Below are 15,008 nucleotides of genomic sequence, written 5' to 3'. Positions count from 1 at the left end.
ACCGCCTCCGCCGTCGGGTGAGGTCGCGGGGGCCAGGGCGGCCGGTCATGGGGTGGTTCCCGCGGCGGTGACGCGGACCCGGTAGAGGCCGTCGGGCAGGTAGGACAGGGGGTTCACGGTCATCTCCTCGACGCGGGCCGAGCCGGGGGCGGCTCCCGCGCTCACCACCCGCGTCAGCGCCTCGTCGCGGGCGTCGTCCAGCGCCCTGTCCAGCTCGGCCCTTCCTCTCGCCCGCACGATGCGTTCCACCTCGGCCACCGGCGCCGCCAGCGTCGCGCCGAAGGCCACCGCGGCGCCTGGGCGATCCGCTTCGGAGTCAGAGGCGGCGGGGCCGGCCCCGCCGTGGAGGGCGGCGGCGGTGGCGCCTCTGGCGCACACCAGCGGGTAGCGGCGGAAGTAGTGGGCAGACACGAGGCCCTCGCCGGTCCGCGCGAAGTACACGGGGATGCCGGGCAGCCACGAGGCCGCCATGTCGGCCACCCGTTCCGCCTCGGGGCGCAGCGACGCGTTGCGGATCGCCTCGCGCTCCCTTTCGCGCAGGCCCGGCCTGCCGAACTCGTATGACAGCGTGATGCGTGCTCCCGGCACCTCGGCGGCCACCAGGCCGGCCACCGCCAGCTCGTGGTCGGCCAGCGCGGGTGAGCCGGTCGCCGTCACGGCGAAGTCCACCAGGCCGCACCCTGCGGCGAAGGCCCTGACGGCGTCGGCGTCGAGGGCGGCCAGGGAGCGGCCGGTGAGGCTGTGCCCTCCGCGCACGATCGTGGCCGTTCCGCCGGGGTGCGGGACGTGGGGGGCCAGGACGGGCGGGCACGGCCCTCCCACTCTGATCGCGGCCACCGGCGCGGCCGGCGCGGCGTCGAGATCCACCGCCACGCAGGCCGCGCGGATCTCCTCAGGCAGGCCCCCCGTGCGAGTCCCGGGACCGCCGTCCGGGGTCCAGGGGCGGCCGTCCGGAACGGCGCCCGCGAACGCGTCGAGCGCGCCGGCGAAGAGGGGCTCGGTGCCCACCGTGCCGGGCCAGGACCACGAGGACATCGGGACGCCGTCACGGACGGCCACGACGGTGGTCGCGAGCCGTCCGGGAGCGACGCCGAGGATCATTCCAGCTCGCGCCCCTCGGTCTCCGGCAGCGGCACCGCGAGCAGGGCCGTGACCACCATGAACGCGTTGATCACCAACATCGTCGTGGTGAACCCCGTCGCGTTGGCCAGCAGCGCGCCCACCGCCGACGGGGCCAGCGTCGTGGCCACCAGCTGCGAGGCCGTCGCCCACGAGTAGCCGGTGCCGCGCAGCGCGGTCGGGTAGAACTCGCCGTTCCAGGTGTTCCAGACGCCCCACGCGCCCAGGCTGAAGAACGACAGGACGAAGTTGCCCGCGTACAGCTCGAAGGTGGAGTCGGCCAGCGCGAACCACAGGCCGCCGAGCGCCGCCGCCACGACGTACACGAGGAAGACCTTCTTGCGCCCGAACCTGCCGGTCAGCAGAGACGCGCTGACATAGCCGGGGATCATCATCAGCGCGCTCAGCGCGGCGAAGCCGAGCGAGGCGTCGAGGGTGAGGCCCTTCTCCTGCAGCAGCGACGGCAGCCACGTCTGCAGGCCCCAGTAGCCCCAGTTGAAGGCGAAGTTCAGCAGCAGCATCGCCACGGTGATCTTCGTCAGCCTGCCGCGCAGCAGGTCGAGCGGGTTGCCCACGCGCTGGGTCGCGACGGTGAAGCTAGCGTCGGCGTCGGGGCTGCCCAGCGTGCGCAGCACCTGGCGGGCCTCGTCCTGGCGGCCGCGGGCGGCCAGCCAGTACGGCGACTCGGGCACCCACGCCCTGATCGCGAACGCCCACAGCCCCGCCGCCGCGCTGGCGATGACGACGACGTGCCAGCCGAGGTCGCCCAGCGCGACGGAGGCGCCGATGGCGGCGAGCATGCCGATGGGCCAGCCGATCGACAGGTAGACCGCCGCCCTGCCGCGGCTCCTGGTGGGCAGCAGTTCGAGGAAGTAGGGGAAGGTGATGGTGTAGACGCCCGCGAGGGTCAGCCCCGAGGCGACGCGGAGTGTGACGAGCGTGGCCAGGTTCGGCGCGAAGGCCGAGGCCAGGGCGATCGCTCCGTAGGCCAGCAGCGACCAGAAGCAGGCGGGCTTGCGGCCGATGCGGTCGGCGAGCGGCCCCCACACGAGCGCGCCAGGGATCATGCCGAAGGCCACCGCCGAGAGGGCCACGCCGATGCCCGCCTGGCCGATGCCGAGGTCCTCGCCCAGGTCACCGGAGACGTAGATGAGCGCGAGCTGCTCCCACGACTCGATGACGAAGGCGATGAACAGGGCCAGGGCGATGAGCACGTGCCGTCTGGTGAACGGCATGCGGTCGAACGCGGCCCCGATGGGCAGGGTCCTGGCGTCGGTGGCGGTCATGGGTACTCCTCGGAGGAGGGGGGCGCTGCTGGGATATGGCGCACCATAGGACCGCCCCCTCTCACTCCCTGTGTGCACAGCGCCCATGCGGGACGGGATCGCCTGTGCGCCCTGCCCTGATATTTCAGGATACGGCCAGGTCAGAGGCTGTTCTCGTGGACGTGGACGATGAGCCATTCGCCGTCGAAACGCCGCAGCACGGTCGTGGTCCGCACGATCTCCGGCTCGCCGGTGACGTAGTCGACACGCAGGAGGTAACGCGCCAGCGCGGCGTCACCCCACACGTCCACGACCTCGTCGTAGGCCGTCACACCGGTCTCCTCGGGCCCGTCGGCGGGTCTGGCGTCGCGCACCTTGTCCAGCTGGGTCCTGCTGGTGATCAGGTCGGGCGCCGTGGCGTCGAAGATCGTGGCCTCGGGGTGCAGCAGGCGGTCGATGCCCGCCCTGTCGCCTCTGGCGTAGGCGTCGTACATGCCGGTCACAACCGCCCACACTGCCTGGCGTGTCATTGTTGCCTCTCATTCATGCTCAATGTCCAGTCGACCCAGTCACTTTAGAACGCTTTGTCGGTACCGCCGACCCGGCGGGCCTGATGACCAGCACAGCGAGCAGGCCGGAGACCAGTCCCGCGGCCGCCGCGGCGACGGAGAACACCGTGGCCCGCCGCTACCGGCGTATGCGCGGCGAGGGGGTGCTGCGGGTGGTCGGGCCGTCAACTGCCGTGACACCCACCACCTCGGCCGCTACCTGACCGAGCGGATCGCCGCGCACGAGGGGATCACCGCGATAGAGACCGCCCCGATCGTCCGCACGGTCAAGCGGGCGGGCGCTCCGCTGTTCAGGTGAGCACCCCGAGCAGGTCCCTCAGCCCTTCGTGATGCGAGGGGAAGCGGGGCTGCCAGCCGAGCTCGCGCTTGGCCTTGTCGTTGGACAGCCTGATGCGCGTCGACACCATGAGCGCGTACAGGTAGGGCAGGGCGGCCAGCAGGCGGGCGGGCACCGTGAGCGGCGAGGGCGCGCCCGCGGCCGCCGCGACGGCTCTGACGTGGTCGGCGAAGGTCACCGGCCGGTCGTCGACGATGTTGTACGCCTGGCCGGGCCGCCCGCTGTCGAGCGCGGCGACGGCGGCCGTGGCGGCGTCGTGGACGTGGACGAGCGCCGTCGTCCCCGAAGGGCGCGGCACCGGCAGCGCCCGCCGCCTGGCGAGGGCGGCCAGCTTCAGCGTCGAGGGCTCGGGTCCGTAGAACATGCCGTAGCGCAGCGCGACGCCCTCGATGCCCGGGGTGCCGAACGCCTGTTCCTCGTTGGCGCGCATCGAGCGCATGTGCCGGTCGAACGCCCGGTGACCGGTCGGGCGGGCGAACGGGTGCTCCTCGGTCAGCGGTTGCCTTCCGTGGTCGCGGTAGCCGTACCCGAGGAAGAACGACTGGGTGACGAAGCGGCGGGCGCCCAGGAGGGCGGCGGCGCGCAGCAGGTTGGCCGTGCCCTGCTCGCGCAGCGCGTCGGTGGCGTACAGGTCGCGGTGGAACAGCGGCATGCCGGTGATCGCGGTCGCCTGGTGGATCACCGCGTCGGCCGTGCGCCCCTCGAGCGCGGCCAGCAGTCCGTCGGCGTCCATCATGTCGGCCCTCACCGGCTCGGCGCCCTCCGCGCTCAGCCGCGCGGCGCCGCGCTCCGACCTGGTCAGCCCGATCACCTCGTGGCCCGCCTCGCGAAGAAGCGGCACGAGTGCGCTCCCGATCGTGCCGGTGGCACCGGCCAGCAGCACCCTCATGCCGCCTCCTCCGCCCTCGCCCCGCTGGTACGGCGCAGCCGCAGCCACAGGCCCGCGGCCGCCACCACCGAGATGGCCAGCAGCGTCCACGGGTCGGACGCGTTGCCGCCCTCGGCCAGGTCGAGGGCGTGGTTGACGGCGTGGAAGGTGTTGGTGAACACGAACCCGGCCAGCACGAGCGCGACGACGTCACGCCACCACAGCGCGCAGAGCATCATCACGCCGATGCCGAGCTGGAAGACGCCCGCGTCGTGCAGGAAGTGCTCGTGGTTGGGCCAGTTGGTGAAACGGGCGAAGCCCGCCGGGTCGAGCCTGGCCCATCCGCCCGCGGCCAGCATGGGCAGAGCCGCCAGCACGACGGCGGCCTTGACAAGGGGTTGGGTACGCATGCGCGTCTGTCCTTTCTCCCGATCTGGCAACAGGGACGGGCCGGCGGCCGGTCCCTGTGACATCAGGGGAGTGTGAAGTGGCGCACACGAGATGTGTGATCGATCAGCCGCACCAGAGGCGGTGGAAGACGTAGCCGCGCGCCTTCAGCGTCTTGATGATCTTCGGGAGGGCGGCCACGGTCTGACTCCTGTCGCCGCCTCCGTCGTGCAGCAGCACGATCCCGCCCGGCTCGACCTGCTTCAGCGCCCGCCTGGCGATCGCCTTCGCGCCCGGCCGCGCCCAGTCGCTGGGATCCACCGTCCACAGCCGCAGCCGCTTGCCGAGCGCCGCCGCCCGCTTGCGGACCCTCTTGTCCACCGCCCCGTACGGCGGGCGCAGGCACTGCGGTGTGTAGCCGGTCAGCCTCCTGATCTCGGCGTCGGTGTTGAGCACCTGCCGCTTGAAGGCGGGCCACGACAGCCCGCGCATGTCGGGGTGCGACCAGGAGTGGTTCTGGACGCTGTGGCCCTGCTCGAACACCTTCCCTGCCAGCGCCCTGTGCTGCCTGATGTTGGCGCCGATCTGGAAGAACGTGGCGTGCACGCCCTGCGCGCGCAGGATGTCGAGCACCTGCGAGGTGTACTCGGACGGGCCGTCGTCGAAGCTGAGGTAGACCACCTTCTGCTCCGGCCCCGCGGCCTTCGGCTCCGCGTGCGCGGCGGGCGCCGAGCCCAGACCCGTCACCGTCACCGCCGCCACGACCGGCACCAGCGCACGCCAGCGCACCATCGTCCCCCCTTGCCCCTGCGTCTCGTATCCAGCTTTTCCATCCTCTCTCATACGAAGGGGGTGAATGATCTCCATCTGGACATTAGGTGTGTCACTCCCTGGTGAGCTCGTGCTCCAGCTGCTCCAGCTCGGCCCCTCCCGCCATGAGCGAGGTCAGCTCCTGCCGGGAGATGTCGGCCTTGCCGTACTCGCCGAGGCTGGTTCCCCTGTTGAGCAGCAGGAAGCGGTCGCCGACCGGGTAGGCGTGGTGCGGGTTGTGGGTGATGAACACCACGCCGAGACCGCGGTCGCGGGCTCTGGCGATGTAGCGCAGCACCACCCCCGCCTGCTTGACGCCGAGCGCGGAGGTGGGCTCGTCGAGGATGAGCACCCTCGCGCCGAAGTGGACGGCTCTGGCGATGGCCACCGACTGACGTTCGCCGCCCGACAGGGTGCCGACCGGCTGGTCGACGTCACGGATGTCGATGCCCATCGCGCGCAGCTCGTCGCGGGCGACGCGCCTGGCCGTGGCCACATCGAACCTGCCCAGCGACTTGACCGGCTCGGAGCCGAGGAAGAAGTTCCGCCACACCGACATCAGCGGGATCATCGCCAGGTCCTGGTAGACGGTGGCGATCCCCCTGTCGAGGGCGTCGCGCGGGCTGGTCAGCCGGATCTCGCCGCCGTCGATGAGCAGGGTGCCCGAGTCGTGCTGGTGGACGCCCGAAAGGATCTTGATGAGCGTGGACTTGCCCGCGCCGTTGTCGCCGAGCACGCACGTGACCTGTCCCGCCGCCACGCCCATCGACACCTCCCGCAGAGCCAGCACGCTGCCGAAGGCCTTGCCGATGGCCTGGGTCTGAAGGATCAATGTTTCACCTCTTCGGCGTAGCGGCGGACCATGCGGTTGGCGAGGGTGGCCAGCAGCAGCATCGCGCCGAGGAAGAACATGAACCAGTCGGCGTCCCAGCCGAGGAAGACGATGCCCTTGTCGGCCATGCCGAAGATGATCGCCCCGATGGAGGCGCCGATCGCCGAGCCGTACCCGCCGGTGAGCAGGCAGCCGCCGATGACGGCGGCGATGATGTAGATGAACTCCTGGCCGATGCCCGCGTTGGCCTGCACGGAGGTGAAACGCAGCGCCATGATCGAGCCGACCAGCCACGCCGCGAACGCGGTCGTCATGAACAACGCGATCTTGGTGCGGGCGGCGGGGACGCCGACAGCGCGGGCGGCCTGCTCGTTGCCGCCTACGGCGAAGATCCAGTTGCCCGCGCGCGAGCGCATCAGCACCCAGCTGGCCACGATCGTGACCAGGATCCACCAGATGATCGCCACCCTGAAGCCGCTGTCGCCGATGGTGCCGCCGAACACCACCCGCGCCGACTCGAATCCTGGAGCCTTGCGCAGGCCGGAGACCTGCACGGTGCCGGTGATCATCTTGGTGACGCCGAGGTTGATGCCCTGCAGCATCAGGAACGTGCCGAGCGTGACGATGAAGCTGGGCAGCCTGGTCCTGGTGACGATGAGCCCGTTGGCGAAGCCCACGGCCAGCGCGACGGCCAGGCCGACCAGCATCGCCAGCCAGACGTTGAGCCCGAAGCGGGTGGACAGCGTGACCAGCACCAGCCCCGTGGTGCCGGTCAGCACGCCCGCCGACAGGTCGAACTCGCCGCCGATCATCAGCAGCGCGATCGCCACCGCCATGATGCCGAGGGTGGCGGCGGGGTCGAGCCAGTTGGCGATGCCGCTGACCGAGCGGAACACCGCCGACTGGCTCGCGAAGAAGACGAAGACCACGATCGCGCCGACCACCGCACCGAGCTCGGGCCTGACGAGCAGGCGGCGCACGCGGCCGACCTCGCCCAGTCGTTCGTCGACGGCGACCGAGCTCATCTGGTGCCGCTCTCGGCCAGCTTGGCGACCTGCTCGGCGTTGTCCTTGGTCACGAACCCCGGCCCGGTGTTGACGGGCAGCCCGCCGCCGACGGTGTTGAGGTTGGTCTTGTACAGGTACAGGAACGTGATCGGCAGGTAGCCCTGCAGGTACTGCTGCTGGTCGACGGCGAACAGGATCTCGCCGTCCTTGATGGCGGTCACCACGTCGCCCGACAGGTCGAAGGTGGCCAGCTTGGCCTTCGAGCCCGCGTCCTTCAGCGCGTCGCGCGCCGCGACGGCCACGCCGGGGTTCAGCGCCAGCACGCCGTTGATCGACGGGTCGGCCTGGATGCGAGCGGTGACCTTGGAGCTGACGTCGGCCTGGTTGCTGCCGTCGACCTGCAGCCGTTCGACCGAGCCGCCGAGCGTCGCCTCGGCGCCCTTGCACCGCTGGTCGAGGCCGACGTTGCCGGCCTCGTGGATCACGCACAGCAGCTTGGTGACACCGGCGGCCTTCAGCTGCTCGCCCGCGCCGCGACCGGCCACGTCCTCCGACTGGCCGACGTGGGTGAGCGCGCCGAACTCCTTGGAGCGGTCGAGCCCCGAGTTGATGGTGATCACCGGGATCTTGGCGGCGACGGCCTTGCCGATCGACTCCTTCAGGGCGTCGGGGTTGGCCATGGAGACCACGATTCCGTCCACCTTCTGGGAGACGGCCTGGTCGATGAGCTGCGACTGCTTACCCGCGTCGCCGTCACCCTGGTAGGTGACGGTGACGCTGTACTGCTTGCCTGCGGCCTCGGCGCCGTTCTTCACCACGTCCCAGAACGCGTCGCCGGGTCCCGCGTGGGTGATGACGGCGAAATTCCCCGCGCCTGAGGGTGCGGCCGCGGTGGCCGGCGCGGGGCTCGCGGGTGCGGTGGCGGCGGCCTGTTCGCCGCCGCTTGCCGAGCATCCTGTGAGGGTCAAAGCCCCCAACAGGGCCAGCACGATCGGAGTTCGGTTCATGCGACACCTCCATGACCATCGGCTCGTCCTCGATGTAACCGCCGCATTAACCCCTGCGTCAACACTTTGTCGTGACATTAGGACTTATAGATGTTCTTGTTACCGCCGCGAGCCGAAACGGGCTGGATCGTATATGCGAGAAATGCCCATTGACTGTGCAGAAATGCGCAATGTAGGTTCCCGGACTAATCACCCCCTGCCTTTTTGTGCCAAGGAGAGCCCTGTGTCCTCATTCTCCCGCCGTGACTTGCTTCGCACCGGAGCCGCCGCAGCGACGGCGGCCGCGGGTTCCGCTCTGCTGTCGCCCTCCCCCGCCACGGCCTCGGCGAGGCCCGGCGCCTCGCTGCGTGTGGTGACCTGGAACATCTACAAGGGCGGCCTCGGCGCGGGCGCCGACAACCTGCCGCACGTGCTGGACCAGCTGGTGGAGCTGCGGCCCGACATCTACCTCGCGGTGGAGACCTACGGCGCCGGCGAGACGATCGCCCAAGCGCTGTCCCGCCGCGCGGGCCGGGGGAAGTACACGGGGGTGAAGATCACCGACAGGCCCGCGGGCAAGGACAACCTGTGGATCTTCACGCATCTGCCGATCGTGCACGTCTACCCCAAGCCGGTGGGCGGCCAGCACGTCACGGACTTCAACCTCGGCGGCGTCAGGGTACGGCTCGCGGACGGGCAGCAGCTCAACGCCTTCGTCGCCTGGCTCAACTACACCGACCCGTGGGTCGGCTACCTCATCGACGAGAACGCGGCGGGCATCAGGTCGGGGCTGACCCCCCGCCACACCGCCGAGGAGGTCGTGGCCGCCGACCAGCGCCAGACCGCCCACCTGAGGGAGATCGTCGACCAGCACCTGCCCGCCATGCTCGCGGGCAACGCCGACCCCCTCGTGCTCGGCGGCGACCTCAACACCGTGCCGGCCGAGGACTGGAGCGCCACCTGGGCGGCCGCCCCCAACCACTTCGGCATGAGCTACCCGCTCACCGCGACCAAGGTCGCCACCGACGCGGGCTTCGTCGACACCTTCCGCGCCGCGCACCCCGACGCGGGTGCGGTGGAGGGCAGGACGTGGTCGCCGCTGCCGACCGAGCGGCTCATCACCCCACAGCGCATCGACATGATCTTCGCCAAGGGGGCCGTCACCGTCGACGGGGCGCAGGTCGTCGACCAGCGGATGCGCCGGCACGGTCCCGGCACCTTCTACTCCGACCACGCCGCCATGGTCACCGACCTGCGCCTGCCGCGACAGGGCTGAGCAGGGGAACGGACGGGGCCGCCTCGCCGCCCCCCGGAGGAGGCCGCGGATCGTGGCGTCGGCGGCGAAGACGGCGACCCCGGTCGGCGGGCCCGCCTGCTCGCCCTGCCCCAAGATTGTCGGCGGGCTGCCCTATGGTCCCGATCATGATGAACGCCTGGGATGAGGTCCGCGCGGCGATCGACGCCGAGGACGCTGACGCCGTCGCGACGCTGGTGGCGGGGTTCGACGTGGATCAGCGCCGCCAGGTGGCGCGCGAGCTGCCCGGCCACCTGCCGATCGCGCGCCAGGCCGGGCAGCGCAGGGACGGGGAGCGGGAGCAGGAACGCGAGGCTCGCCGGAAGGAGCTCTACGAGCGAGCGGAGAAGACGGGCCGCTCGGTCTACGAGCTGGCCGAGGCGCACATCCTCCACACCTGGGAGGTGCGCGGCCGCTGGATGGAGCCCATGCGCGTCGCGGGCGCGGGCGTCATCTCGGGCGCCGCGGCCGTCGTCACCTGGCTCAACAAGCGCGACTTCGAGCGCGGGTGGGAACCGGCCGAGATCGACGACGTACCGCAGATCGTGCGGGCCGTGGCCGCCAGGCCGGCCGCCTGGCGGGAGGAGCTGGCCGTACGGCTGGCGCTGCGGCTGCGCGGCCTGCGCCCCCGCGGCGACCGCCGGGGCAGGCTGGCCCTGGAGCTACTGCGCGATACGGGAGCCCGGCCGCCGGAGCACGACCCGCTCACGCTCGCCTGGGTCGCCGCGACCCGCACCGAGGACCTGGCCGGTGACCCGCTGCTGGACGCGATGGTCCCGAGGCTGTTCGAGGCCGAAGGAGTGGGCAGGTTCCTGCGCGATGACCACGACTGGGCCGCCGCTCTCGCCGCGCTGGCCGACGACGGCCGGATCAGCCGCGAGGCTCTGTTCGGCGGCTGCCGCACCCGGTTCCTGTATGGCGGCCAGGCCGCCGACCAGCGGTTCTTCGTGCGCCTGCACGAGCTGCTCGATCCGGCCGCCGAGGAGGTCGCCCCGCACGTCCGCGACTACCTGGCGTTGCTTCCCTCCGCCCCCGCGAACGTCGCCGACCTGGCGTTAAGGCAGGTACGCCGACTGAGCCCGATACCGCCCGCCCAAGCCGGTGAGGCGGTCGAGGGGCTCCTGTTCCGCGCCGAGGGCAGGCTGGTGCGGGCCGGACTGGCCTGGCTCGGCCGGCTCATGAAGGCTCCCGCGGGAGACCTGGACGCCTACGCGCCCGCGCTGGCCGCCGCCATGGTGTGCGAGTCCGGCGGGGCCAGGGAGCGCGCGGTGAAGCTGGCGGTCAGGCACGCGGGACGGTTCGGCCCGCTGGGCGCCGAGACGATCAGGGACACCGTCGCGCTGCTGCCCGCCCGCCAGGGCGCGGAGCTGTCGGCGGTCTTCGGCGGTGAGGCGGTGGCCGAGCCTGAGCCGGTGCGGTTCGTTCCTTCGCCGCTCCCGAGCGTGCCCGAGCCGGAGCGGTGGCCGCCGCCGCGCGAGCCCGAGGCGCTGGCACGGATCAGACTGTCCGAGTTCGACTGGACGAGCTCCGAGATCTGGCTGGACGGCTTCGTGCGACTGGCGGATCAGCGTCGAGCCGGGGCGGAGCGAGCCCGGTTGACCACCGCGTTGGCTCCGCTCGCCGTGAACTGCAGGGACGACAGCTACAGATGGAGGCCGTGGTGGCACACCGCCGACTGGGCCGCGGCGATGGCCAGGGAGCTGGCCGAACCCGGTGCGGAGCGCGGTGCACCGGTGGGCGACCGTGCGACCGTCGCGGAGCGGGTTCCCGACATGGCGCACGGCCCCGCCGAGAAGATCATGCCCCTCGCCCGGTACGCCGAGGTCTACCAGGCGCAGGTGGAGGGGCGGCTGCCGCCGTACCTGCTGAGCACGCCGACGCGCGTCAACGGCGTGCTCGACGCGGACGTGCTGGTGGAGCGGCTGGAAGGCTACGAGCGTGGCGGAGTGGAGGCGCTGCCGCTGGACCTACGGCAGGCGTTGCTGCGGCTCGGCCGTACCGTCTCCGACGAGGTCGCCGCGCGGGCGGCGGGCCTGACAGGAGAGGCGGGCCGCAAGGTCGCCCGCTGGCTCACCGACCGGCCCGCCGAGCCGCGGGTCGTGCTGCGCTGGACGACCCACCAGGGCGACACCCGCATCACCTCCGAGTTCGTCTCAGGGCCGGAGTATCAGGAGGTGCTGGGCGATCTCCTCATCCCCCGCCTGCACGACGAGTCGTGCGCACGGCTGCTCGCCGTGCTGGCCGGGCACAGGGAGCTGGCCGCCGCCCGATCGGCCTACACCCTGAAGTCGCACTGGCCGCTGAACAAGCCCTCGCTCGAGGATCTGGACCTCCTGGTCTCCGCCGACGGACCGGCCGGGCCCGGCCTGGCGCTGGTGCTGGCGCACTACCTGATGGAGGGACCCGATGGCGGGGCCGTACCGCCGCTGCTACGTCTGGCCGCCACCGGCGGGCTGCCGGGCGAGGAGCTCGGCAGGCAGCTGGCCGACCTGCTCAGGCGGAGCGGGAGCAGCCCAGCCGACGCGGTCGCCGCGCTCAGGGCGGCGGCCGAACGGGGCGCGCACCGGGAGGTGTGGCAGGTGATGACGGGCCTGCTGCCCGCCTGTATGCCGGGTGCCGGCGAGCGGGCCACGAGCGCGCACACCCGGCTGATGACGTTCGCGGCCGAGGTGGCCGAATGGGCGGACGCGCGCGGCGAGCTGGCGGTGGTCGCGGAAGTCTCGGGCCGGGCGCGCGGCAGCGAGCTCGTACGGCAGGCCCGTCGCCTGCACGACAGGCTCACCGGCACGACGTGAGCTCGATCTATAGAACGGAATTGTATGTTCCGTTATATGGTGGTGCCATGACAGCTGCACCCATGAGCGGCCGCCGCGCCCAGGCCGCACGCAACGACGAACTGATCCTCCGGGCCGCCAGAGCGGTGTTCACCGCCGACCCCGGCGCCCCGATCGCGGCCGTGGCCGAGCGCGCGGGTGTCGGGATCAGCGCACTCTACCGGCGCTACGGCAGCAAGGAGGCGCTGCTGCAGAAACTCTGCGGCGACGGGCTCAAGCTCTACATCGCCGCCTGCGAGAAGTCGCTGGCCATGGACCACGACCCGTGGGAGGCCTTCGCGACGTACATGGTCGAGATCGTCGACGCCGACAGCAGCTCGCTGACCATCGCGTTGGCGGGCACCTTCCATCCCACCGAGGAGCTCTACCGTGACTCGGCCCGCGCCGCGGAACTGGCCATCGAGGTCCACCGCCGCGCGGTCGAGGCGGGGGTCCTGCGCCCGGACATCACCGTGGCCGACATCGCGCTGCTGTTCGAGCAGCTCGCCTCGGTCAAGCTCGGCGACGAGCCGCGCAACGCGGAGCTGCGCCACCGCTACCTCACGCTGATGCTCGACTCCATGCGGATGCCGCCCGCCCACCGTCCGCTGCCCGGCCCTCCCCCGTCGGACGAGGAGCTGGAGCAGCGCTGGGCGCCCCCCGCCTGAAGCCCGCGCCGGGTCACGACGGGGCGCTCCGCCCCCGGGCGCGGGTGCTCAGGTCGCGAGCCGGTCGGCGAGGGCCAGGGTACGGCGGGCGCGGGCGACCACCGGCGCGTCCACGAACCTGCCGTCGGGCAGCGCCACCGCGCCCACGTCCCCGGCTAGTTCGGCGGCCTCGGCGATCTCCCGCGCCCTCGCCACCTCCTCGGGCGTGGGCGTGAACGCCTCGCGGATCACCGGCAGTTGCCTGGGATGGATGGCCGCCCGGCCGAACAGCCCGAGCCCCCTGCCCCGCCTGGTGGAGGCCAGCAGGCCCCCCTCGTCCGTGACGTTGGCGTACACCGACATCGGCACGGGCGGCAGCCCAGCGGCCGCGGCGGCCAGCACCACCTGCAGCCGCAGGTGGTCGAGGGCCGCCTCGTCGGTGATGGACAGCTCGGCCGCCAGGTCCTGCTCGCCCAGCGCCACCCCCGCCACCCTGGGATGGGCGGCGATGGCGGCCGCGTTCACCACGCCGGCCGCCGACTCCAGCAGCGCGTGGATCGGCACGTCGAGGTCCACCAGGTCCAGCGTCGCGACCGACTCGACCTTCGGCACCCGCAGCGCGGCGAGCGGCAGCCCCGCCAGCGCCCGCAGGTCCCTACGACCCTGCTCCGTGGCGGGGTCGTTGACGCGCACGTGTGCGGCCGGCCGGCCGGCGCCCAGGTACTCGACGACGTTCCGCCTGGCCTCGTCCTTGCGGGCGGGCGCGACCGCGTCCTCCAGGTCGACGATGACCACGTCGGCCCCCGACGCCACGGCCTTGTCGAACCGCTCGGGCCGGTCTCCCGGCACGTAGAGCCAGGTCAGCGTCATGCGACCACCCCGTTCTCACGCAGTTCGCCGATCTCGTCGGGCGTGTAGTCCAGCTCGCCGAGCACCTCGTCGGTGTCGCGGCCGAGACCGCGACCCGTCCAGCGCACCTGACCCGGCGTCTCCGACAGCCGGAACAGCACGTTCTGGACGGTGACCGAGCCGAGCTCCTCGTCGGGCAGCTCGACGAAGGTGTCCAGCGCCGCGTACTGCGGATCCTCGGCGATGTCGCGCACGTCGTAGATCGGGGCGATCGCCGCCTGCGCCTCCTCGAAGCGGGCGATGACCTCCTCGGCGTCGCGCGCGGCGATCCACGCGCCGACCGCCTCGTCCAGCTCCTCCACGTGCTCGACCCGGCCCGAGCCGCTGGCGAACCACGGCTGGGCGATCAGGTCGGGCCGCCCCACGAGGGTGACCACGCGCTCGGCGATGGTCTGCGCGCTGGTGGAGATGGCCAGCCAGCGGCCGTCACGGGTGCGGTAGGTGTTGCGCGGCGCGTTGCTGCTGGAGCGGTTGCCCGTGCGCAGGGGGACCACGCCGAGCGCCTTGTAGGCGGTCATCTGTGGGCCGAGCAGGCCCAGGATCGGCTCGATGATCGCCATGTCGATCACCTGGCCGCGCCCCGTCCGCTCGCGGGCGTGCAGGGCGACCATCACGGCGTAGGACATGGCGAGGCCCGCGATGCCGTCGGCCAGGGCGAGCGGGGGCAGCGTCGGCGGCCCGTCGGGCTGGCCGGTCATCGACGCGAACCCGCTCATCGCCTCGGCCAGCGTGCCGAACCCCGGCTGCCTGGCCATCGGCCCGAACTGCCCGAACCCCGTCATCCTGGCCACGATCAGGCGCGGGTTGAGCTCTATGAGGTCCTCGGGCGCCAGGCCCCAGCGTTCGAGCGTGCCGGGGCGGAAGTTCTCCACCAGCACGTCGGAGCCGCGCACCAGGCGGCGCAGGATCTCCTGCCCCTCCTGCCTGGACAGGTCCACGGCCGCGGCGCGTTTGTTGCGCGACAGCGACTTCCACCACAGGCCGACGCCGTCCTTGGCCGCACCGTGTCCTCGGGAGGGGTCGCCGCGGCGCGGATGCTCGATCTTGATGACGTCGGCGCCGAAGTCGCCCAGCATCATCGCGGCGGAGGGCCCCGCGAACAGTGTCGCGGCGTCGATCACCCGGATATCGGCAAGACTGCTCATAATTCTATATCTTATAAGTT

General features: G+C 71.9%; 15 protein-coding genes. 4 read left to right on the top strand and 11 right to left on the bottom strand.

The features are described 5' to 3' along the window. Nucleotides 1-45: 45 nt before the first annotated feature. The 3 genes from AB0B45_RS10095 to AB0B45_RS10085 all read right to left on the bottom strand — a co-directional run bounded on the left by AB0B45_RS10095 (nucleotide 46) and on the right by AB0B45_RS10085 (nucleotide 2,914). Nucleotides 46-1,101, bottom strand: coding sequence for a hypothetical protein (locus AB0B45_RS10095; protein ID WP_358128020.1), 1,056 nt, complete (start codon nucleotides 1,099-1,101; stop codon nucleotides 46-48). Continuing rightward, nucleotides 1,098-2,405 (bottom strand): MFS transporter, encoded by a 1,308-nt coding sequence (locus AB0B45_RS10090; RefSeq protein ID WP_358128019.1) that lies wholly within the window; start codon nucleotides 2,403-2,405, stop codon nucleotides 1,098-1,100. The genes AB0B45_RS10095 and AB0B45_RS10090 overlap by 4 nt, the downstream gene beginning before the upstream one ends. A gap of 140 nt (nucleotides 2,406-2,545) precedes the next feature. Next, nucleotides 2,546-2,914, bottom strand: coding sequence for a nuclear transport factor 2 family protein (locus AB0B45_RS10085; protein ID WP_358128017.1), 369 nt, complete (start codon nucleotides 2,912-2,914; stop codon nucleotides 2,546-2,548). An 83-nt stretch (nucleotides 2,915-2,997) separates the two neighbouring features. On the opposite strand from AB0B45_RS10085, the gene AB0B45_RS10080 reads away from it, so the two are divergent. After that, nucleotides 2,998-3,156 (top strand): hypothetical protein, encoded by a 159-nt coding sequence (locus AB0B45_RS10080; protein ID WP_358128015.1) that lies wholly within the window; start codon nucleotides 2,998-3,000, stop codon nucleotides 3,154-3,156. Between the two features lie 87 nt (nucleotides 3,157-3,243). Here AB0B45_RS10080 and AB0B45_RS10075 read toward each other — a convergent pair whose 3' ends face one another. The 6 genes from AB0B45_RS10075 to AB0B45_RS10050 all read right to left on the bottom strand — a co-directional run bounded on the left by AB0B45_RS10075 (nucleotide 3,244) and on the right by AB0B45_RS10050 (nucleotide 8,201). Next, on the bottom strand, nucleotides 3,244-4,179 hold the full coding sequence (locus AB0B45_RS10075; RefSeq protein ID WP_358128013.1) for an NAD(P)-dependent oxidoreductase: 936 nt from the start codon (nucleotides 4,177-4,179) through the stop codon (nucleotides 3,244-3,246). After that, entirely contained in the window at nucleotides 4,176-4,568 is a 393-nt protein-coding gene (locus tag AB0B45_RS10070) for a hypothetical protein (RefSeq protein ID WP_358128012.1), read from the bottom strand. Before AB0B45_RS10070 ends, AB0B45_RS10075 begins: the two co-directional genes overlap by 4 nt. Before the next feature lie 103 nt (nucleotides 4,569-4,671). Beyond that, a complete protein-coding gene (locus AB0B45_RS10065; protein WP_358128010.1) occupies nucleotides 4,672-5,337 on the bottom strand; it encodes a polysaccharide deacetylase family protein in 666 nt (221 codons plus the stop codon). Nucleotides 5,338-5,428: 91 nt separating this feature from the next. Further along, complete coding sequence (locus tag AB0B45_RS10060; RefSeq protein WP_358128008.1) at nucleotides 5,429-6,187, bottom strand: ATP-binding cassette domain-containing protein; 759 nt, start codon at nucleotides 6,185-6,187, stop codon at nucleotides 5,429-5,431. Beyond that, entirely contained in the window at nucleotides 6,184-7,212 is a 1,029-nt protein-coding gene (locus tag AB0B45_RS10055; RefSeq protein ID WP_358128006.1) for an ABC transporter permease, read from the bottom strand. The genes AB0B45_RS10060 and AB0B45_RS10055 overlap by 4 nt, the downstream gene beginning before the upstream one ends. Beyond that, the gene (locus AB0B45_RS10050; protein ID WP_358128004.1) at nucleotides 7,209-8,201 is read right to left on the bottom strand and encodes a sugar ABC transporter substrate-binding protein; all 993 of its coding nucleotides are present in this window, start codon (nucleotides 8,199-8,201) and stop codon (nucleotides 7,209-7,211) included. Before AB0B45_RS10050 ends, AB0B45_RS10055 begins: the two co-directional genes overlap by 4 nt. Before the next feature lie 223 nt (nucleotides 8,202-8,424). Here AB0B45_RS10050 and AB0B45_RS10045 point away from each other — a divergent pair, with 223 nt between their 5' ends. The 3 genes from AB0B45_RS10045 to AB0B45_RS10035 all read left to right on the top strand — a co-directional run bounded on the left by AB0B45_RS10045 (nucleotide 8,425) and on the right by AB0B45_RS10035 (nucleotide 12,955). Then, nucleotides 8,425-9,456 (top strand): endonuclease/exonuclease/phosphatase family protein, encoded by a 1,032-nt coding sequence (locus tag AB0B45_RS10045; RefSeq protein WP_358128002.1) that lies wholly within the window; start codon nucleotides 8,425-8,427, stop codon nucleotides 9,454-9,456. 146 nt (nucleotides 9,457-9,602) lie between these two features. Next, nucleotides 9,603-12,269 carry a hypothetical protein gene (locus AB0B45_RS10040; RefSeq protein ID WP_358128000.1) on the top strand — a complete coding sequence of 889 codons (2,667 nt, stop codon included), beginning with the start codon at nucleotides 9,603-9,605 and terminating at the stop codon, nucleotides 12,267-12,269. Between the two features lie 47 nt (nucleotides 12,270-12,316). Beyond that, nucleotides 12,317-12,955 carry a helix-turn-helix domain-containing protein gene (locus AB0B45_RS10035; RefSeq protein ID WP_358127999.1) on the top strand — a complete coding sequence of 213 codons (639 nt, stop codon included), beginning with the start codon at nucleotides 12,317-12,319 and terminating at the stop codon, nucleotides 12,953-12,955. A gap of 48 nt (nucleotides 12,956-13,003) precedes the next feature. Here AB0B45_RS10035 and AB0B45_RS10030 read toward each other — a convergent pair whose 3' ends face one another. Both AB0B45_RS10030 and AB0B45_RS10025 read right to left on the bottom strand, forming a co-directional pair. After that, nucleotides 13,004-13,804, bottom strand: coding sequence for a CoA ester lyase (locus tag AB0B45_RS10030; RefSeq protein ID WP_358127998.1), 801 nt, complete (start codon nucleotides 13,802-13,804; stop codon nucleotides 13,004-13,006). Then, entirely contained in the window at nucleotides 13,801-14,988 is a 1,188-nt protein-coding gene (locus AB0B45_RS10025) for a CoA transferase (RefSeq protein ID WP_358127997.1), read from the bottom strand. Before AB0B45_RS10025 ends, AB0B45_RS10030 begins: the two co-directional genes overlap by 4 nt. Between the last annotated feature and the right edge of the window lie 20 nt (nucleotides 14,989-15,008).

Source organism: Nonomuraea sp. NPDC049152 (assembly GCF_040648355.1).
In the GTDB taxonomy this organism is placed as follows: Bacteria; Actinomycetota; Actinomycetes; order Streptosporangiales; family Streptosporangiaceae; genus Nonomuraea.
The sequence above is the reverse complement of the archived record's forward strand: the minus strand, read 5'-3'. Positions and strand labels throughout refer to the sequence as shown.